19 protein-coding genes are annotated in these 18,542 nt (G+C 65.0%); 5 read left to right on the forward strand and 14 right to left on the reverse strand.

Annotation, left to right across the window (positions count from 1 at the left end):
• Positions 1–73: 73 nt before the first annotated feature.
• From soxA to AAFG50_RS12460, 7 genes are all read right to left on the reverse strand, one after another.
• Entirely contained in the window at positions 74–853 is a 780-nt protein-coding gene (soxA, locus tag AAFG50_RS12430; RefSeq protein WP_028174733.1) for a sulfur oxidation c-type cytochrome SoxA, read from the reverse strand.
• Positions 850–1,167 (reverse strand): thiosulfate oxidation carrier complex protein SoxZ, encoded by a 318-nt coding sequence (gene soxZ / locus AAFG50_RS12435; RefSeq protein WP_028174734.1) that lies wholly within the window; start codon positions 1,165–1,167, stop codon positions 850–852. The genes soxA and soxZ overlap by 4 nt, the downstream gene beginning before the upstream one ends.
• Positions 1,167–1,634, reverse strand: coding sequence for a SoxY-related AACIE arm protein (locus AAFG50_RS12440; RefSeq protein ID WP_028174735.1), 468 nt, complete (start codon positions 1,632–1,634; stop codon positions 1,167–1,169). Before AAFG50_RS12440 ends, soxZ begins: the two co-directional genes overlap by 1 nt.
• An 8-nt stretch (positions 1,635–1,642) precedes the next feature.
• Complete coding sequence (soxX, locus tag AAFG50_RS12445; RefSeq protein WP_231166664.1) at positions 1,643–2,044, reverse strand: sulfur oxidation c-type cytochrome SoxX; 402 nt, start codon at positions 2,042–2,044, stop codon at positions 1,643–1,645.
• A 235-nt stretch (positions 2,045–2,279) separates the two neighbouring features.
• The gene (locus AAFG50_RS12450; RefSeq protein WP_028174737.1) at positions 2,280–3,551 is read right to left on the reverse strand and encodes an NAD(P)/FAD-dependent oxidoreductase; all 1,272 of its coding nucleotides are present in this window, start codon (positions 3,549–3,551) and stop codon (positions 2,280–2,282) included.
• Positions 3,552–3,676: 125 nt separating this feature from the next.
• Entirely contained in the window at positions 3,677–5,863 is a 2,187-nt protein-coding gene (locus tag AAFG50_RS12455) for a molybdopterin cofactor-binding domain-containing protein (protein ID WP_028174738.1), read from the reverse strand.
• 11 nt (positions 5,864–5,874) lie between these two features.
• On the reverse strand, positions 5,875–6,324 hold the full coding sequence (locus AAFG50_RS12460) for a (2Fe-2S)-binding protein (RefSeq protein WP_028174739.1): 450 nt from the start codon (positions 6,322–6,324) through the stop codon (positions 5,875–5,877).
• 49 nt (positions 6,325–6,373) lie between these two features.
• Here AAFG50_RS12460 and AAFG50_RS12465 point away from each other — a divergent pair, with 49 nt between their 5' ends.
• The gene (locus AAFG50_RS12465; RefSeq protein WP_231166665.1) at positions 6,374–6,784 is read left to right on the forward strand and encodes a hypothetical protein; all 411 of its coding nucleotides are present in this window, start codon (positions 6,374–6,376) and stop codon (positions 6,782–6,784) included.
• 178 nt (positions 6,785–6,962) lie between these two features.
• Entirely contained in the window at positions 6,963–8,582 is a 1,620-nt protein-coding gene (locus AAFG50_RS12470) for a B12-binding domain-containing radical SAM protein (protein WP_028174741.1), read from the forward strand.
• A 5-nt stretch (positions 8,583–8,587) separates the two neighbouring features.
• Here the strand turns inward: AAFG50_RS12470 and AAFG50_RS12475 are convergent, their stop codons facing one another.
• Complete coding sequence (locus AAFG50_RS12475) at positions 8,588–9,976, reverse strand: MFS transporter (protein WP_028174742.1); 1,389 nt, start codon at positions 9,974–9,976, stop codon at positions 8,588–8,590.
• 170 nt (positions 9,977–10,146) lie between these two features.
• Between AAFG50_RS12475 and AAFG50_RS12480 the strand changes: the two genes are divergently transcribed.
• Complete coding sequence (locus AAFG50_RS12480) at positions 10,147–11,208, forward strand: isocitrate/isopropylmalate family dehydrogenase (RefSeq protein WP_028174743.1); 1,062 nt, start codon at positions 10,147–10,149, stop codon at positions 11,206–11,208.
• A gap of 344 nt (positions 11,209–11,552) precedes the next feature.
• Complete coding sequence (gene cax / locus AAFG50_RS12485) at positions 11,553–12,653, forward strand: calcium/proton exchanger (RefSeq protein WP_028174744.1); 1,101 nt, start codon at positions 11,553–11,555, stop codon at positions 12,651–12,653.
• A 94-nt stretch (positions 12,654–12,747) separates the two neighbouring features.
• On the opposite strand, the gene AAFG50_RS12490 is transcribed toward cax, so the two are convergent.
• The 5 genes from AAFG50_RS12490 to AAFG50_RS12510 form a co-directional block, all read right to left on the reverse strand.
• On the reverse strand, positions 12,748–13,176 hold the full coding sequence (locus tag AAFG50_RS12490) for a hypothetical protein (RefSeq protein WP_028174745.1): 429 nt from the start codon (positions 13,174–13,176) through the stop codon (positions 12,748–12,750).
• Positions 13,177–13,323: 147 nt separating this feature from the next.
• On the reverse strand, positions 13,324–14,418 hold the full coding sequence (locus tag AAFG50_RS12495) for an amidohydrolase family protein (protein ID WP_028174746.1): 1,095 nt from the start codon (positions 14,416–14,418) through the stop codon (positions 13,324–13,326).
• A 175-nt stretch (positions 14,419–14,593) separates the two neighbouring features.
• Positions 14,594–14,782, reverse strand: a complete 189-nt coding sequence (locus tag AAFG50_RS12500) for a hypothetical protein (protein ID WP_028174747.1) — start codon at positions 14,780–14,782, stop codon at positions 14,594–14,596.
• Entirely contained in the window at positions 14,763–15,173 is a 411-nt protein-coding gene (locus AAFG50_RS12505) for a hypothetical protein (RefSeq protein WP_028174748.1), read from the reverse strand. The genes AAFG50_RS12500 and AAFG50_RS12505 overlap by 20 nt, the downstream gene beginning before the upstream one ends.
• Before the next feature lie 210 nt (positions 15,174–15,383).
• Positions 15,384–16,319, reverse strand: coding sequence for a class I SAM-dependent methyltransferase (locus tag AAFG50_RS12510; protein ID WP_049832540.1), 936 nt, complete (start codon positions 16,317–16,319; stop codon positions 15,384–15,386).
• A gap of 196 nt (positions 16,320–16,515) precedes the next feature.
• On the opposite strand from AAFG50_RS12510, the gene AAFG50_RS12515 reads away from it, so the two are divergent.
• Positions 16,516–17,628, forward strand: coding sequence for a helix-turn-helix transcriptional regulator (locus AAFG50_RS12515; protein ID WP_162185824.1), 1,113 nt, complete (start codon positions 16,516–16,518; stop codon positions 17,626–17,628).
• 167 nt (positions 17,629–17,795) lie between these two features.
• Here AAFG50_RS12515 and AAFG50_RS12520 read toward each other — a convergent pair whose 3' ends face one another.
• The gene (locus tag AAFG50_RS12520; protein ID WP_271558270.1) at positions 17,796–18,539 is read right to left on the reverse strand and encodes an SDR family oxidoreductase; all 744 of its coding nucleotides are present in this window, start codon (positions 18,537–18,539) and stop codon (positions 17,796–17,798) included.
• Positions 18,540–18,542: the final 3 nt, after the last annotated feature.

The following is an 18,542-nucleotide window of genomic DNA, read 5'->3' on the forward strand; positions in this document are numbered from 1 at the left end:
TCCCTGTGACTCATCGTCTTTGGGAGGGATACTAGCGACCGTGCCACGCCTGCCTAGTCCTAATTCGAAGGAATCAGGGCCGCACGGCCGGTGTTTCCATCGGCAGGCCGCGCGCCCGCGACATCAAATAGAGCTCGAGCGCGACGAGCTCTGGGGCGCCGTAGTCGTAGGCCTGGGCGCGCACGCCGGACATGCAGCTGCGCAGACGCCGCTCCAGCGACCCCAGCGTCTGCCATTCCAGCCGATACAGCGGATAGCCGGTCGGCTGCGCTTGCGTGATCGGAGCGCCCGCCAGATGCCTGTCAAAGTTGTCGTCGTGGCAATTGGTGCAGGCGAGGTTGAGCTGGCCCTCGCGCTGCATGAAGAGGTCGCGGCCCTGTTCGACGAATTGCTTGAGTTGCGGGTCGTCGCCGGCCGTGATCGCGACGCCGCGCGACTGGTGGGCGACGAAGGCGGACAGCGCCAGCAGGTCGCGGCTCTCGTAGGGGAGCGGCGTTGCCTGCTGATGATTGGCGCGGCAGAGATTGATGCGTTGATCGAGTGTGATGGGACGGCCCACCGCCTTCTCGAAAGCGGGATAGCGCGCCGCGACGCCCTTCATGCTGCCCCGCGCATCGCCGTGGCAATCCGCACAGGCCTTCTCCGCGCTGCCGGTCTTCTTCGTCCAGAGCGCCTCGCCATCGAGCACGAACAGCATGCCCGGATTGGCGGTGTCGTCATCCTGCATGGCGCGCGTGTCCGGCCCCATGAAAGCGTAGCCGGAGCGGCGCGCCTCGGGCGCAATCTCGCCGGCAAGCAGGGCAGGAGCCGCGGCCAGCAATGTCGCCACCGCTATCGCGCGCCAAAATTTCATTCGACCGTGATCGATGCCGAGGCGGTGGACGAATAGCCGTTGTCGCCGGTCCATTCGAACTCGAACTTGCCGCTCTCTTTCGCGACCGTGAAGAACGAAAGGTAGGGGTTCGCGGCGATCGCCGGAAACAGATCGGCGCGAAAGATCTCCGTGCCGTTGTAGCGGCAGGCGAAGCTCGTGATGATGTCGCGCGGCACCAGCTTGCCGTCCGCGGTGTGGCGGAAGCCGGTTTCCATGATGTGCGAGGTCAGCGTGCGGATTTCGATGACGTCGCCGCGCTTGGCCTTTGCCGGAACGTTGATCAGCGCGGCCATCAGTTCAGCTCCTCGGTGCAGGCGGCCAGCGTCACGACGATGTCGGCGGCGACCTGCCAGAAGCTGTCATCGGAGAGACGCGCGATCGCGACCACCTTCTGGGTGTCGGCGAGCCGGATCCGCGTCGAAACCTGGGCTCGGCCGGCCCACGGGCCGAGATGGAAATTGCCGATGTTCGGCTGCGGGTTCTTCTCGTTGAAGACGTGGATGCTCTTGACGTAGTCATCAGGCGTCATCGGGCTTGCGACGCTCACGGTCATCGGCACGGTGTTGCCGTTCTCGACCAGCGGCGGAATGTCGAGCTTCACCCTGCCGGTGCGAATCGGGGCCTCACCGACGACGTTGCGGATCGCCGTGTTGAGCATCGCGGGCGTCGCCTCCAGCGGCCGCAGCGTGACGATCGGGATCGTTCCGGCGGCGGTGATGCCTCCGGCAAGGCTCAGGAATTGTCGTCGCGTGGTTGGCATGAGCAGTCCTAGTCCCGAAGCGTTGCAAGGTAGGCGACGATGTCCTCGATCTCCGCGGCCGACAATATCGGTTTGCCGGCGAAATTGCGCCCGACCCGGACGAGGCCATCATTGCGATAATAGGACGGCATGATGGTCTCCGCGTTGAAGCGCGACGCATCGACCAGACGAAGCCGCAACTGGCTCACCGACCACCGGTTCCCGGCGCCGGAGAGATCCGGCGCGAGGTCGCCCTGGAACCGCGTTTCCGGAAACGGGCCGGAATGGCAGAGGATGCAGGTCGTCGTGCGCGCGAGCACCAGCGCGCGTCCGCGCGCGGCATCGCCGGGCGTAGCGGTGAGCGAAGCCGGAATGCCGTCGCCGACGATTGTGTAAGGCGCGAGCTCGTCCGCTTGGGTGGGCAAGGCCAAGGCAAGGCTCGCTACGATGAATACCGCAATCGCAGATCTTGGATTGAATGACTGAGGCCGCCGCGAACTCCTCTTACCTCTCCCGCTTGCGGGAGAGGTCGCCGCGTAGCGGCGGGTGAGGGCTCTTTCCTCTTGGGGGGTCTCGCGGGCGGAGACACCCTCTCCCCAGCCCTCCCCCGCACGCGGGGGAGGGAGCGCGTCGTGCTCGTGGCGGCAGGCTCGTCCCATCATTGCCCTAGCCAAAGGTGTCTGCCGTGATGGTTTGAAACCAGCGCGCGGCCTCGTCAGCCTCGCGGGCGCGCAGCTCGCGCGGGGCATCGACCGGGCTGGTCGCGCCGCCCTCGACCTCGGCAAAGATATCGCCTCTGGGCTGGTAGTTGCCGGCGAGCGAAAAGCCGTAACCGGGTGCGACGGTGGTGTAGCAGACACCGGTGAGCCGCGGCGTCTCCGGGGCGCGGCCTGCGAGCAGGTTGACGATCGCGGCGGCGCAGGCCTTGCCTTGCGCGCTTGCGGCCGACGCCGATTTGGGAATGCCGCCGCCGAGGCAGGCATCGCCGATGACGTGGATGTTCGGGACGAGCTTCGACTCGAAAGTTACAGGATCGATCGGGCACCAGCCGGTCGCATCCGCTGCGCCCGCAATCTGGGCGAGGTGGCCGGCGCGTTGCGGCGGGATGACGTTGGCGACGTCGGGGGTGTAGTTGCCGAACTCGGTGATGATGGTCTTCGTCGAAGCGTCAACGGAGGTCACGCGGCCGCCCTGCGACAGCGCGATGCGTTCGATCATGTCGCCATAGAGCTCCTTCCAGGCCCGCTCGAACAGCCGCTGCTGCGAGAAATTGTCCTTGGCATCGAGGACCAGCACCTTCGAGCGCGGCTTCTTCGTCTTCAGGTAATGCCCGATCAGGCTGGCGCGCTCGTAAGGCGCCGGCGGACAGCGCGATGGATTGGCCGGGATTGCGATGGCGACCGTGCCACCGTCTTCCATCGCCTCCAACTGCCGGCGCAACAGCAGCGTCTGTGCGCCGGCCTTCCAGGCGTGCGGCATCTTTTCCGACGCCGCCTCGTCGTAGCCGGGCAGGGCTTCGACATGGAAGTCGATGCCGGGCGAGAGCACGAGGCGGTCGTAAGTGAGCGTGGCGCCGTCGGTCGTCGTGACGCTGCGCCTTTCGGGATCGACGGTTGTTGCCGCCTGGGCAACGACGGTGATGCCTTCGGCGACAAGCTTGTCATAGCCGAGCTGCTGCGCCTCGATCTCGCGCAGGCCTGCGATCACCTCGTTGCTGAACGGGCAGGATGTGAAGACCTTGTTCGGCTCGATCAGCGTCACCTGCAATTTGGCGTCGGCGCGTTTGAGCGCGCGGGCACAGGCCGCGCCGCCAAAGCCGCCGCCGACCACGACGACGCGGCCCGCCGATTGCGCGCGCAGGATTGAAGGTACTGCGTACGATGTGGCCGCGGCGGTGATGCCGAGGACGGTATTCCGCCGTGTCACCGGCGCATTCATGGGTCTCATCCGGAAAATGCCGCGGCGGCCGTCGTGGCCGCCGCGAGTTGTTGCTTGAGCGTGATCTTCTCGGAAAACCGCTTCGCTCTTTGCGCTAACGCGGCCCTTCGGGTCCGGATCATGCTCTAGGCGAAAGTGATGTTCTGGTCGCGCAGCGGAACGGAACGGATGCGCTTGCCGGTCGCGGCGAAGTACGCGTTGAGCACGGCCGGTGCGGCAACACCGATGGTCGGCTCACCGACACCGCCCCAGAATCCGCCGCTCGGCACCATCACCGATTCCACCTTCGGCATCTCGTTGATGCGCATCGAGTTGTAGGTGTCGAAGTTGGTTTGCTCGATCTTGCCGTCCTTGACGGTGCAGCCGCCGTAGAACAGCGCGGACAGGCCATAGACGAAGGAGCCCGCGATCTGCCGTTCCACCTGCGCCGGATTGACGACGTAGCCGGGGTCGGTGGAGGCGACGATGCGGTGCACCTTGATCTTGTTGCCGTCGGTCACCGAGATCTCGGCGGCGCCGGCGACGTAGCTGCCATAGCCCATCACCTGCGCGATGCCGCGATAGACGCCTTGCGGCGCCGGCGTGGTCCAGCCGATCTTCTCGGCCACGGCATTGAGCACCGCCAGATGCTTGGGGTGATTGCCCATCAGCTTGCGGCGGAACTCGAGCGGGTCCTGGCCTGCGGCATGGGCCAGCTCGTCCATGAAGCATTCCATGTAGATCGCGTTGTGATTGACGTTGACGCCGCGCCAGAAGCCGGGCGGAACGTGCGGATTGCGCATCGCATGCTCGATCAGCAGGTTCGGCACCGAATAGCCGAATGCGGCCTCGCCGGATTGGGCGACACCCTGGAACGCGGCCGGGTCCATTCCGTTCTGGAGCGCTTCGGGGCGAAGCGAGAACAGGATCGACTGTCCCGACAGGCGGTAGTGCAGCGCGACCAGGTTGTTGTCGGCGTCGAACGCGCCGGTCATCTTGCACTGGGTGATCGGGTGATACCTGCCGTGCGCCATGTCCTCTTCGCGCGACCACAACAGCTTGACCGGCGTGCCCGGCATCTGCTTGGCGATCATGACCGCCTGGCGGACGTAGTCGGTCTGGCCGCGCCGGCCGAAGCCGCCGCCAGGCATTACCTTGTGCACGTCGCACTTCTCTGCCGGCAGGCCGGAGGCCTCCAGCACCGCCGCGAAGGCTGCCTCGCCGTTCTGCGTGCCGCACCAGACCTCGCATTTGTCCGCGGTGTAGAGCGCCGTGGCGTTCATCGGCTCCATCGTGGCGTGGTTCTGGTAAGGGTAGTTGTAGACGGCCTCGACCTTCTTGACGGCGCCGGCAATCGCCGCCTTGGCGTCGCCGTTCTTGTTGCCGACATAGGCCGGCTGCCCGTTGTCGAGGCCTTCCGCCAGCCACTTCGCAATCGACTCGCTGGAGACCTTGGCGTTGTCGCCTTCGTCCCAGACGATCGGCAGCGCTTCCAGCGCGGTCTTGGCGTGCCACCAGGTGTCGGCAACGACCGCGACCGCGGTATCGCCGACCTTGACGACCTTCTTGACGCCTTTCATGCCGGCGATCTTGGCCTCGTCATAGCTCTTCAGCTTGCCGCCGAACACCGGGCAGTCCTTGATCGCGGCGTTCAGCATGCCCGGCAGCTTGACGTCGATGCCGTAGACCATCGTGCCGGTGGTCTTGTCGGCGGTGTCGAGGCGCAGCACGCCCTTGCCGATCAGCTTCCAGTCCTTCGGATCCTTCAGCTTGACGTCGGCCGGCGGCGTCAGCTTGGCCGCAGCCTCGGCGACCTTGCCGTAGGTTGTGGTCCTGCCCGACGGCGTATGGGTGATGACGCTCTTCGCGGCGGTGCATTCCGACGCCGGCACTTTCCACGAATCGGCGGCGGCCTGGATCAGCATCACGCGCGCGGTGGCGCCGCCCTTGCGGACATAGTCCTGCGAAGAGCGGATGCCGCGGCTGCCACCGGTCGAGAAATCGCCCCAGACGCGCTTGCGGGCGACGCTCTGGCCGGGTGTCGGATATTCGGTCGAGACCTTCGACCAGTCGCATTCGAGTTCCTCGGCGACGAGTTGGGCGAGGCCGGTGAGCGAGCCCTGGCCCATCTCGGAGCGGGCGATGCGGATCACGACGGTGTCGTCGGGCCTGACCACGACCCAGGCGCCGATTTCGGGCGAGCCGTCGGCTGCGCGCACCACGGCGGGACCGCCGAAGGGGATATCGAGGCCAATTGCGAGGCCTGCGCCGACCGCGGCGGTGCCGATGACGAAGGCACGGCGGTTCATCTTGGGAGAGACGTGCTTGTTCATGGGGCGGTTCCTTACGCGCTGGCGATCGTGTGGATCGCTTCGCGCACCTGCTGGAAGGTGCCGCAGCGGCAGATATTGGTGATGGCCTCATCGATGTCGGCGTCGGTCGGCTTCGGCTTCTCGTTCAGCAGCGCTGCCACCGCCATGATCATGCCACTCTGGCAATAGCCGCATTGCGGAACGTCCTTGGCGATCCAGGCTTCCTGCACCTTGTGCAGCGTGCTGCCGGACGCCAGCCCCTCGATCGTGGTGATCTTCTTGCCTTCGGCCTCGGCGACCGAAACGCCGCAGGCGCGGGTCGCGATGCCGTCGATGTGAACCGTGCAGGCGCCGCATTGTGCAATGCCGCAGCCATATTTGGTGCCGGTCAGCCCGGCATTCTCGCGGATCGCCCAAAGCAGCGGCGTATCCGGCTCGACGTCGAGTGTGAGGGATTTTCCGTTGATTGTAAGGTTTGCCATCGCAGTCCCCTGATTGGTCCAATCCACCGATTGGACTCAGGGGCGCAATGTGTCCGGCAAATTGGAACTGTTCAAATCAACAGTCCGCGGGGTGGCCGTCAAAGAGATCGGGGGGCGCCGGGAAGATTGTTGGGTGTTCGGTGTTGCAGTCAATTGCCCGCTCGCGACCGCGGAGGCGATCGTTCATGAAATGGCCCGTCACAAGCTGAGGGCGTTTGGTGTCGCAAACGAGAATGCGATCCGGATCATCAGCAAAAGACGAGCTCTATCCCAGTCCGGTCCGCAGCGACATCCGCGCCCTGCTGGCGCGCAATGCCTCGCGGATGGAGAAGGGCTTCGAGACGTTGGGCAGCATGCCCGCACTGACGCGCCCGGCCGCGAGTTTCTCGGCGCGTTCTTCGCCTGGTGCAGCGATGTCCTGGCGAGCAGGCGGAAGCTGCTTGCGAGCGAACGCTGCTGATTGCTCGCTTCGCCGCGGGCCGGGTTCCAGGCGCCAATCCGCGGCTTGGGGCGACGCCCGGCCGTGAACGCCGGTTCCAGGCCCGATCACCGCTGCATTGCGGCGACAGTTTGTCCCCTTTTGCCGGGATGCAAGACGAGGTCGCTCTGGTACACTGAGTCGAAGCCAGAGGAGTTCCATGGACGTGCCGAGCCCCTGCAACGTGTTGATGCTCTACCCGCTGTTCACCGCGGAGTCGTTCTGGAGTTTTGGCGAATCCTGCAAGCTGATGGGCGTGAAGCGACCCGCAGCTCCCCTCGGCCTGATAACCGTTGCCGCGATGCTGCCTGCCGACTGGACGGTGCGCCTCATCGACTGCAACACGTCGCCCCTGGGTGACGAGGATCTCGCCTGGGCCGACGTCGTCTTCACCGGCGGAATGCTGCCGCAGCAGGCCGACACGCTGCGCCTGATCGAGCTATGCCGCGCTGCGGGCAAGCCGGTGGTCGTCGGCGGCCCCGATCCGACCTCGAGCCCCCACATCTATGAGAGGGCCGACTTCCGGGTGCTCGGCGAGGCCGAGAGTGTCATCGACGAATTCATCGCGGCCTGGGAGGGCGGTGCGCGCTCCGGCGTCTTCACTGCGCCGAAATTCCAGGCCGATGTCACCAGGACGCCGGTGCCGCGGTTCGACCTGCTCAAATTCGAAGATTATCTCTATATCGGTGTGCAGTATTCGCGCGGCTGCCCGTTCACCTGCGAGTTCTGCGACATCATCGAGCTCTACGGTCGCGTGCCGCGAACCAAGACGGCCGAGCAGATGTTCGTCGAGCTCGAGACGCTCTACCAGATGGGCTACCGCGGCCATCTCGACTTCGTCGACGACAATTTCATCGGCAACAAGAAGTCGCTGCGGCTGTTCCTCCCGCAGCTCGCCGAATGGCAGCGCGCCCACGGCTATCCGTTCGAATTCTCCACCGAAGCCTCGATCAACCTCGCCGACGATCCGGAACTGCTGGAGCAAATGGGGGCGGCCAATTTCTTCGGCATCTTCGTCGGCATCGAAAGTCCGGATCCGGCGACGCTGGTCGCGATGCGGAAGAAGCAGAACACGCGGCGCAACATCGCCGAGAGCATCCACAAGATCTACGCCGCCGGCATTCTCGTCACCGCGGGCTTCATCGTCGGCTTCGACAATGAGAAGGTCTCGATGGCGGAGGCCATGATCGAATTCATCGAGGAGGCGGCGATCCCCGTCAGCATGGTCGGCCTGCTCTATGCCTTGCCGAACACGCAGCTGACGCGCCGCCTGGAGCGCGAAGGCCGGCTGCACCCGGGCCACGATCTGGCGCCGACCATCGGCGCCGATCAGTGCACGGATGGGATCAACTTCGATCCGGTGCGCCCGCTGCGCGACATCCTGATGGATTACAAGCGGGTGCTGGAGCGCATCTACAGCCCGGCTGCCTATGCCGGACGCATCGACCGCTTGATGACGCTGCTCGACCGTTCGCGGCAGCGCCACGCGCTTGCGGAGGGCGATATCCGTGCCAAGCTCGGCGCGATGGAGACCGTGCACCGCGTGGTCACGGCGATCCCCGAAGCGCGCGGGCCGCTCTGGCAGACCTTCATGAACTGCGCCAAGCGCGACACGTCATCGGCGCGGATCGCGGTGCAGATGATCGCGGCCTATGCGCATCTCGGGCCGTTCTCGCGCAAGGTCATCGCCGCCATCGACACGCGCCTCGCCGCGCTCGACGACGAGACGGTCATCCCGGCGGCAACGGTCGACGTGACGGTGGCGCGGCACCTGGCCTGAGGGCCTTACTTTACCGCCAGCCGCAGGAAGCTCATCACGCTGCCGAGCGCGGCAAAGCCCGCGCCGAGCGCCAGCGCGACGGTCGCGCCGTCGTGGCCGGCGATGGCGAAGCAGAGCGCCGCGAGCGCGGCCCCTGTCGTCTGTCCGGTCAGGCGCGCGGTGGCGACGATGCCGGAGGCGCTGCCGCTGCGATGCGGCGGCGCGCTCGACATCACCGCCTTCATGTTCGGCGCCTGGAAGAAGCCGAACCCCATGCCGCAGATCACCATCCGCCAGATGATGTCGGCGATGGCGGGGTTGGCCGGCAGCATGGCGAGCAGCGCCATGCCGAGGCCGAGCAGCACGAGGCCGATGCCGCCGAGCAGCCCGACCGCATGCCGGTCGGACAGGCGCCCCGCGATCGGCGCCATGATGCCGACCACCAGCGGCCACGGTGTCATGAAGAAGCCGGTCTCGACCTGCGAGCGTCCCAGCACGTCCTCGAAATAGAACGGCAGCGAGACGAAGGCGAGGCCCTGCACCGCGAAGGAGCACACCGCCGTTGCCGCCGACAGCGCGAACATCGGCCGGCTGAACAAATCGATCGGCAGCATCGGCGCGGGATGATCGGCGTGGCGGCGCATCAGGATGAAGCCGAGGGCGATGGCGGTGACCAGCTCGATGCCCACGACAACCGGCGACAGATTGTGCGCGGCGCTGCCGATGCCCGTGATGAACAGGCCAAGGCAGGCCGACGCCAGGATCGCGCCGAGAAAATCAAAACCGTGATCGGCCCTCGGCGTCTTCGGCAGCATCGCAAAGCCGATGCCAATCGCAACGAGGCCGAAGGGAATGTTGACGGCAAACAGCCACGGCCAGGGGCCGAGCGCGAGGATCGCGGAGGCGATCGACGGCCCGAAGGTGAAGGCGGTCGCGACCACCAGCGCGTTGTGGCCGAAGCCGCGGCCCAGCATCCTTCCGGGATAGACGAAGCGCACCAGTGCCGTGTTGACGCTCATGATGCCGCTGGCCCCCAGGCCTTGCAGCGTGCGCGCGACCAGCAGGCTGTCCAGCGACCACGCGACCGCGCAGAACAGCGAGGCGATGGTGAACAGGATCAGGCCACCGAGATAGATGCGCTGGTGCCCGACGATCTCGCCGAGCGCGCCGAGCGGCAAGAGCGTTGCCACCAGCGCGATCTGGTAGACGTTGACGACCCAGACCGACTGCTCCGGACTGACATGCAGGTCGGCGGCAATGGCGGGCAGCGCGATGTTGGCGATCGCGGTGTCGAGCGAGGCCATCGCCAGAGCGGTGAAGATGGCGGCGATCGCCCAGCGCCGCTGCGCGGCCGGCAAGCCGTCGGCGATGGGATGGTCGGGCTCGCGCGCGGCGGCAGGTAACGTGATCGTCATTGCGTTAGCGCGTTGCTCCGGCGGCGTGGCTATGCGGACTTTTGGCATGTACTACGCCGAAGGCCGCTTCCACAGGCATATGCTTGCATGCTGTGTATGCGCGAAGGTGAGGCGATGCCGCCGGGCTCTGGCGTATGATCGCGCCGGCGCTGCAATTTTGGGGAAACGTCATGCAACTCATCGTTCTGCCCGGTGACGGCATCGGACCGGAGATCACGACCGCGACATCGGGTGTGCTGCGCGCGGCCTCGGAGCGCTTCCAGCTCAATCTGCGGCTGGAGGAGCACGCGGTCGGGCACGCGAGCCTGAAGCAGTTCGGCACGACGGTGCGGCCCGAGCTGCTCGACATCGTCCGCGGCGCCGACGGCCTGATCCTGGGGCCGACCGCGACCTTCGACTTCAAGGATGAGGCGCATGGCGAGATCAATCCGTCCAGGCACTTCCGCAAGAACCTCGACCTCTACGCCAATGTCAGGCCGGCGCGCACCTATGCCGGGCGGCCAGGCCGCCTCGGCGATTTCGACCTCGTCGTGGTGCGCGAGAACACCGAAGGCTTCTACGCCGATCGCAACATGGAGCAGGGCAATGGCGAGATGCTGGTCACGCCTGACGTCGCGATCTCGCTGCGCCGGATCACGCGGGCGTGCTGCGAGCGCATCGCGCACGCCGCCTGCCGTCTCGCGATGAAGCGGCGCAGGCACCTCACGATCGTGCACAAGGCCAATGTGCTCAAGATCGGCGACGGGATGTTCCTGGACATCTGTCGCGCGGCGGCGAAGGGCTATGCCGGCCTCGAAGTCGACGACATCCTGGTCGACGCCATGATGGCGCATGTCGTGCGCAACCCCGATCGCTTCGACGTCATCGTCGCCACCAACATGTTCGGCGACATCCTGTCCGATCTCACGGCCGAGCTGTCCGGCAGTCTCGGCCTCGGCGGCTCGCTCAATGTCGGCGACCGCTATGCCATGGCGCAGGCGGCACACGGCTCGGCGCCTGACATCGCCGGGCAGGACGTCGCCAATCCGGTCTCGCTGATCCTGTCGACCGCGCTGCTGCTGGCCTGGCATGGCGAGAGGAGCGGCGCGGTGCGCTACGAGGAGGCCGCGCGTGCGATCGAGACGGCGGTGGCAAAGGCGATCGGCGAGGGCAGGGCAACGCGCGATGTCGGCGGCAGGCTCGGCACGATCGCGGCGGGGGCGGCGATTGCGGAGATCTTGCAGGGGGCTTGAGGTGCTTCGGCGCGTGCTTTCCGGCTCTTTTTTGGGCGAAACAAAAAAAGTCGAAAAACAACCCCATGCACAGTAGAACACCCCTTGATCGATAAGGGATTTTCGCGATGCGTCGCGGCGACATCCGCAGCTGCGATCGCGTTGACCCGTCGGGCAAAACACTGGCAGGATGCGATGCTGGCGGCGATCGGGGACTGGGCCATGGCGCGTTCTCGTCACGCGCAATGTGGGCCTCAGACCGCACGGCGGCGCGTCTCCTCCGGCGCACGTTGAGGCAGATCAATACTCGCCTCGCAGGCCCGCCAGACCCTTCCATCAGCGCATCCATGGAAAGGGCGGCCGACATGCAAACCCTGCTCAGGGAAATCCGGAATACGCCCTTGCTCTGGATGCTGGTCTTCGTGCCCATCGTGCTGCTGGCCGAGGCGGCTGCCCCGCATCCCCACACGCTCCTCTTCGTGCTGGCGGTGCTTGCGATCGTGCCGCTGGCGGCGCTGCTCAGCCACGCCACCGAAGCGGTCGCCGCGAAGACCGGCGATGCCGTGGGCGGACTGCTCAATGCAACGCTCGGCAATCTGACGGAGCTGATCATCGCCATCACGGCGCTGCGTGCAGGCCAGTACATGCTGGTAAAGGCCTCGATTGCGGGCGCGATCGTGACCAACGCGGTGTTCATGTTAGGGGCCTGCCTGCTGCTCGGCGGCCTGCGCTACCACGTGCAGGAGTACAACCGTGCCGGCGCGCGGCTCTCGTCTGGCCTGTTGCTGATGGCAACCGTCGCCCTGCTTGCGCCTTCGGCGGTCGCCGATCTCGAGCACCTGCCGCAGGGCGGAGGCATCTTGAACAAGCTCAGCGTCGGCATTTCAGTCCTGCTGATCATCGCTTACGCGCTCGGCCTGTTGTTCTCGCTCGGGACGCACAAGGAATTGTTCGCAAGCGCCGATCATGGCGACGACAAGGAGGCGCACTGGCCGATCGGCATCGCCGTCGGCACGCTGCTGGTCGTCACGGTGCTGGTCGCGCTGGTCAGCGAAATCTTCGTGGAATCGGTGCAGAAGGCGGCGGAAACCTTCGGGATGAGCCCGGCCTTTGTCGGCTTCATCATCGTTTCGCTGGTCGGCGCTGCCGCCGAATTTGCGGTGGCGTTCGGCGCGGCGCGCAAGGACCGGCTCGACATGGTCGTCAGCATCGCGCTCGGCAGCGCCTCGCAGATCGCGCTGTTCGTCGCCCCCGCGCTGGTGCTGCTCAGCTACGTCGTGGGGCCGACGCCGATGAACCTGCAGTTCTGGCCGGGCGCCGTCACCATGGTGATGATCGCCACGGTCACGTCGGCGTTCATCACGGCCAGCGGACGCTCGGCATGGTTCGTCGGCGCGCTGATGATCTTCATCTATGCAGTGTTCGCGCTGACCCTGTATGTTGTCCCGCCGGCGGGCGAGGGATGAGGTGCTGTTGCCCGTCGGCACGAGGGTGAACTAGCTCGTCCGGGAAATGGCGGCCCGCGGCAAGCCATCCTCCGGAACGGCGAATGCGTTTTCGCTAATAGGCCCAGTAGCTGCCGGAGGGCAGGCAATTGTCGTCGCCATAGCCGTAGCCATAGCCGCCGCCATAACCGTAATAGGACGCGGGCGGGTAGCTGTAGCCGTAGGCGGGATAACCGCCATAGCTGCCATAATAGGCGCTCCGCGCAATCGCGCCGCCGACGACGGCGCCGGCAACGCCATAGCCGAGTCCGCGATAACCGTAGCCGCGATAGCCCCAGCCGCCGCGGTAGCCCCACCCGACGCCGCGATAGCCATAGCCGCCACGCCAGCCGCCGACCCATCGCACTTCAGTGGTGTTCTGATCGACCATCGATTTCATCGTCGCCAGATGCGTCGGGATCGGCCCGGCCTGGACACCCATAGCGGGCAGCAGGGCGCCGGCTCCGGCGAGAATGAGGGTGCGCAAAGACTTCGAGGAGGTCATGATCGATCATCTCCTTGGCTACGGGCGGCGCTTTCTGCGCCACCATCGACAATTGATTCCGGCGTGGCGTTGCCGTGGCGGGCTTGATCTAGATCAAGCGTCGGGGTCGCGGCACCGCCGCGCCGTCAGGAGACGCTGCCCGATGCTCTAGGCCTGCAACCGCGGAACGAGACGAATCGCGTTCTCATGGCCAATCGCATCGAGATCCTCAGTCGAAAGGCCAAGCTTCTGCAACTGCGCGAACTGGCCAAGGCCGAAATACGGATAGTCGGTGCCGTAGGTGATCTGGGAGGCGGGTACGAGCTTGAGCAGCGCGGCCATGGACGGCGCGAACGTTGCATTCGCGGTGTCGTAGTGAAGCCGGGCTAGCTCGCCTTCGATCCCCTCCGGCGCAAACTCCTTGAGGTCGGGCCGCGCCCCATAGAACGAATTGATGCGCCCGGCCATCATCGGAATCGTGCCGCCGGCGTGCGAGAACAGCCATTTGATGTCGCGGTGGCGGGCAAATGCACCGCTGAGCAGAAGGCTCGTCACCGTACGTGTGGTGTCGTGCGGGACTTCGATCACCGCGGGAAACGTGCCGACGCTGAGCGCGCTGCAGCAACTGGCGACCAGCGGATGCACATAAACGACCGCCTTGCGACGGTTCAGCTCTTCGAACACCGGCCTGTAGGCGGCATTGCCGAGCCATTTGTCGCCGTAGCTGCTTTGCAGCCCGATCCCGTCCGCCTTCAGCGTGTCGAGCGCATATTCGATCTCCTTGAGCGTGGCATCGACATCCAGCATCGACAAGGTTGCGAACAGGCCGAAACGGCCCGGATGGTCGCGCATCATGTCCGCCGCGTACTCGTTGCAGGTGCGCGCGAGCCGGCCAGCTTCCGCCGGCCCGAGGTCGAACCACACCCCTGGCGTGGAGGCGACCGACAGGATGCCCGTGCGTATGCCATTGCGGTCCATGTCCTCGACGAGCTTCTCGCGGGTCCAGGCAACCTGACCGGGAAAGTGCGGCTGCTTGCGGGCGTCCTCGTAGCCAAGCCAAAGCTTCTGGTATTCGGGCGGATAGAAATGAAGGTGGGTATCGATCAGCGCCGGCCTGGTCTGTCCGCGCACCGCAACGGCCGGGATGGCCGAGGCAAGGCCGAGCGCACCCACTCCCGCGAGAAAGCCGCGCCGCGACCAGGACGGGCCGCAACAGGTAGAGCAGCGCTGATGCCCTCCCGATTTCCGATCCCAAATGAGCATGTTGCGGGTCTCCTGTTACGAATTGGCATGGACGGGGGGCCTGTGGTGCTTCCATAGGCAGGAGGTTTCGCCCATCTGCAATCCGCGGTGCGGCTGCAACATGGGCGGTGATTGTTGGGGATTGGAATGTGCCCATTTTTCGTCGCTGAGCGATGTCTATCGTCACGTCGTCGCATCACAGCAGCAACTTTGTGTGAACGCGGCCCGGCGTTGCGTCCCATGACTCCGGCTCGCCCGGCAGCCGACGGGGCTCGCAATAGTCCGGCGGAAAATTGTCGCGCGTCTGTTCGCTCATGATGCGCCGGGCGGCCTTCGAGGAGTCGAAGCGATGGACGTTTTCCCGATTAGCGCCGGTCGCCGTCATCCTTGTCCGAGAGGCCGTTCGATGAACGTTCGTCGTATTCGGCCCTGAGCTTCGCAAGGATGGATTGCAATGTCTCCTGCTCAGTCGAGCTCTCGTCATTGCTCTGCCCCCGCAGGCGCCGCAGCTTGCTGCGGAGCATATCGTACGCTTCGAGAAGGGGCGGGCTCAGCGAAAAGAAGGCGCCGAGCGCAATCGCGATGATCACATGGCGAAGCGAAACGGGGGGATCCTCGCCGGGCGTAGCGGCATCATGGCGGACTGGCACGGGCGAAAGACCGGCTGACCCGCCGTCGGCGCGGGACGGCCGCGGTTTTCGCGGCGGGATCACGACGACGACAAAAAGGATGTTGAGCAACAGCCAAATGCCTAAAATGACGAGCAGCGTACGCATGAATAATCCAAGGACAGCGTTACCTGAGCTGACGGCAGTATGGTTTCAAATATCGATGCTTCCACGAATCCGATCACGCGACCGGCAACTCGCATGCAATGAAAAAGCTGTCTGATGCCGGACAATGAAGCCGTTACCTTAATCTCGAGCGTGGACAGCAGAGGTCGGGACACGGCATCGCGCGGCATGATCCTGGCGCCTGCCACGGCGCTACGGGACGCTGAGTTCGACAAGGTGAGTTAAGCCGGTCGGGTCCCGTCGGACGGAAAAATCGAGGCGATCGAAACCGGCCGCCGTCGCGATTTTCCGAAGTTCCGGCTCGGAGCGATGAACCAGCTTCCAATCTGCGATGGCCTCCATCCACACGCGAAACGGATTCCCTGCGGCGATATTGGTGAAGACGATCGAGCCACCGACCCTCAGAAGGCGGCGGCGCAATTCCCCCAGAATGGAGATGATCGTTCGGTCGTCGAGGTAGTCGGACAGGCAGCCGCAGACGACGACATCGAACGGGCCTTCGTCCTGGACCTGTCGGATCGCCCGTCTCACGTCGCCGCACACGATGTGAACATCGCAATAACGGCTCAGTCGCTCTTCGGCGAGAGCCAGGGCTTGCCTGTCGAGATCCACGAGAACGACCGTGGATCCCGTAAATCGATGTGGTGCGATCTGGAAGTCGGCACCTCCGCCACACCCAATCGAGAGGATGCGCCCCGGCGTCGTGGCGCACATCTTGAGGTACTGCCACCAGATCCTGTTTCGATGCTGTTGCACGATGGCGGTATTGAGTGCGTGCCATTCGATCCAGTCGCCCGGATCGGCCGTGGTCGGCAGGCTCGCGCCGGCTGCGAGCAGTTCGACAGTTTCGAAATCACCGGGATAGCCGCGCGGCCACTCCTGAAGTCTGCGGACAAATGAGGAGCGGGCGTGGAGATGACGGGCGGGTGCGAGGAGCCTTTGAATATTCGGTGAGTTCCATGCCGGAGCCGGAAGCCTGGCCAAGGCGCAGCAAAGAGCGTGCATTTGAGAGGCTGTCCTGTGCATTGCCGCTGCCGGATCCCTCGGCATCAGCTCAAAGAAGCGGCAGAAGTCGCCCACCTCCCGGTCAAGCTCGTCCAAATCAATCCCGCTGTGCGTTTCGTCCATTCGTCCCAACCTCCAGGATCGGGATGAGAGTGGCGAAGGCCGGCCATTCGCGCATGACCCAGTTGGGTCATGCCTGCGGAATTGCTCGAGAACCCAATGCGCGCAGCACGTTATCCAGAGCCGGTGTCGATTGACAGCGGCGGGCAAGTATCCAAGGATTGTCCGAATATGGACGATTTCTTTCTGGGTGATGCGATTGCGGCGTTTTGATTTCCAGCGATTGGAGCAGTCGAAAGCCCGGTTGGGCGAAGTGGTGCTGGACCCCGGCCAGTGGATACCGCTCATGGAGGACATTTGCTCCGCGGCAGCGACGTCCGGTGCGGGGCTGCTCCAGAGTGATGTCCGGACTTCCGATGTCCCGGTGACGCCTTCGACGAAAGAGGCTTTCCAGGGCTACTTTGCCGCCAATCTTCACGTGGAGGACGTTCGTGCCGTCAGGGGAGTTCCGCTACTGCTTTCCGGCAGGAAGGTTCTGCGCGACCAGGATATCTTCTCCTCCGAGCGAGACATGCTCAAGACTCCCCTCTACAGACATCTCGGACAGCTTGGATTTCAATGGTGGTCGGCGATTTCCTTTTGGGCAGGGCCGGCAATGTGGGCCCTCGCGCTACAGCGCAAGCGTGGGGAAGGAGCCTTCGAAGATGACGACCTGAAGGCGTTTGCGCTGCTCTCGGACGCGCTGACCGAGGCCGCCACGCTCTCCCATGCAGTGGGAAGGCAGGTGTTGCTCGGGTCTTTGAGCGCTTTCGATTCGATCAACGAGCCGGCGCTGTCAATGACCGGCATGGGGCGCGTGCTGGAGATCAATGCGGCGGCGGCCGAAATCTTCGATGCCGACTTCCGCGTCCATAACAACAGATTGTACATGCGAGATGGCAAGGCAACTCGTGCTCTTGACGCGAGGTTGACTAACTCCGATCGGGAGCTCCGTCTTCGCGCCGGCAGCCGCATTGGCGACATCATTGTCGCGCGGCGAGAGACCAAGCGTCCGATCGTCATCAAGCTGTTGCCCGTACCGGGGGCGGCTCGATCGCCATTTCTGGGGGCGAGGTTCATCCTGACGCTCACGGACATGGAGGTCGTCCGCAAATCTGAGATTGAATTGCTCTCGGCAATCTTTGCGCTGACGGCGGCCGAGGCAAAGGTGGCGCGACTGATAGCTGCAGGATGGTCGCCGGAAATGATCGCCGACGACCTGGCGCTGTCCCGCGAAACGGTCCGCAACCAGATCAAGGCGGTCTTCAGCAAAACGGCCACGCATCGACAGAACGAGTTGGCGGCTTTGATCGGTCACATGCGCAATCTCTAGCCGAGATGCTCCTTACCTTTTGAACGCGTTTGACAACGTGGTCATTGCCCGCAACGTGCCCGCTGTTGGCCTGCGGCCAACTCGTCAAGGCAAGCTGACGCCAGTCGCTCCCGAGAGCACAGCGAACATGTCATGCTCTCGTGCCCGATCGGTTTCAGAGCCCCATCCTAGAACTGATACCGCCGCAGCCCCCCATCCACCGGGATCACCGTCCCCGTGATGTACCGCGCCACCGGCGAGGCCAGGAACACCGCGAGTGCCGCGAGATCCTCCGGTTCGCCCCAATAGCCGACCGGGATCTCTTCTTCCGCAAAACGCTCGCGATAATCCGGCGGATAGTTGCGACGGATCTGCTCGCTCATGATGCGGCCGGGCGGGATGCAGTTGATGGTGATGCCGTGCTCGCCGATCTCGCGCGACAGGCCCTTGGCCCAGGCGTGCACGGCGGCCTTCGCGGCAAAGGCGGCGTTCAGGCCTTCCGGCTCGGACTTGCCGGTGATGTTGACGATGCGGCCCCATTTGCGTTCGATCATCTGCGGCAGCAGCGCGTGCGCAATGCGGCGGTAGCTGGTGAAATTCAGCGCGATCGCCTCATCCCATTTGCTGTCGGGCGCATCGACGGGCAGGGGCCGGCTGCCGCCGGCATTGTTGACGAGGATGTCGACATGGCCGAGCTCGCTCACGGCGAAGGCTGCGATCTTCTCCGCGGCGTCCTTGGCCATCACGTCCTGCTCGAGCGGCGTGATCAGCCCGCCGCCGACTTCGCTCACCAGCTCGGCAAGGAGATCGGTCCGCCGCGCCACGCCGACGACGCGCACGCCTTCGGCCGCCAGGCCCTTGGCGATGGCGCGGCCGATGCCGATGCTCGCGCCGGTGACGACAGCGGTTTTCGATTTGAGCCCGAGGTCCATGGT

The sequence above is a fragment of the Bradyrhizobium sp. B039 genome, from assembly GCF_038965675.1.
GTDB classification, from domain to species: Bacteria; Pseudomonadota; Alphaproteobacteria; order Rhizobiales; family Xanthobacteraceae; genus Bradyrhizobium; species Bradyrhizobium diazoefficiens.

Bases quoted from the DNA above. Each gene is read 5' to 3' on its own strand.
- soxA (WP_028174733.1), bottom strand. From the start codon at position 853: ATGAAATTTTGGCGCGCGATAGCGGTGGCGACATTGCTGGCCGCGGCT.
- soxZ (WP_028174734.1), bottom strand. From the start codon at position 1,167: ATGGCCGCGCTGATCAACGTTCCGGCAAAGGCCAAGCGCGGCGACGTC.
- AAFG50_RS12440 (WP_028174735.1), bottom strand. From the start codon at position 1,634: ATGCCAACCACGCGACGACAATTCCTGAGCCTTGCCGGAGGCATCACC.
- AAFG50_RS12450 (WP_028174737.1), bottom strand. From the start codon at position 3,551: ATGAATGCGCCGGTGACACGGCGGAATACCGTCCTCGGCATCACCGCC.
- AAFG50_RS12455 (WP_028174738.1), bottom strand. From the start codon at position 5,863: ATGAACAAGCACGTCTCTCCCAAGATGAACCGCCGTGCCTTCGTCATC.
- AAFG50_RS12460 (WP_028174739.1), bottom strand. From the start codon at position 6,324: ATGGCAAACCTTACAATCAACGGAAAATCCCTCACACTCGACGTCGAG.
- AAFG50_RS12470 (WP_028174741.1), top strand. From the start codon at position 6,963: ATGGACGTGCCGAGCCCCTGCAACGTGTTGATGCTCTACCCGCTGTTC.
- AAFG50_RS12475 (WP_028174742.1), bottom strand. From the start codon at position 9,976: ATGACGATCACGTTACCTGCCGCCGCGCGCGAGCCCGACCATCCCATC.
- AAFG50_RS12480 (WP_028174743.1), top strand. From the start codon at position 10,147: ATGCAACTCATCGTTCTGCCCGGTGACGGCATCGGACCGGAGATCACG.
- cax (WP_028174744.1), top strand. From the start codon at position 11,553: ATGCAAACCCTGCTCAGGGAAATCCGGAATACGCCCTTGCTCTGGATG.
- AAFG50_RS12490 (WP_028174745.1), bottom strand. From the start codon at position 13,176: ATGACCTCCTCGAAGTCTTTGCGCACCCTCATTCTCGCCGGAGCCGGC.
- AAFG50_RS12495 (WP_028174746.1), bottom strand. From the start codon at position 14,418: ATGCTCATTTGGGATCGGAAATCGGGAGGGCATCAGCGCTGCTCTACC.
- AAFG50_RS12500 (WP_028174747.1), bottom strand. From the start codon at position 14,782: ATGACGGCGACCGGCGCTAATCGGGAAAACGTCCATCGCTTCGACTCC.
- AAFG50_RS12505 (WP_028174748.1), bottom strand. From the start codon at position 15,173: ATGCGTACGCTGCTCGTCATTTTAGGCATTTGGCTGTTGCTCAACATC.
- AAFG50_RS12510 (WP_049832540.1), bottom strand. From the start codon at position 16,319: ATGGACGAAACGCACAGCGGGATTGATTTGGACGAGCTTGACCGGGAG.
- AAFG50_RS12520 (WP_271558270.1), bottom strand. From the start codon at position 18,539: ATGGACCTCGGGCTCAAATCGAAAACCGCTGTCGTCACCGGCGCGAGC.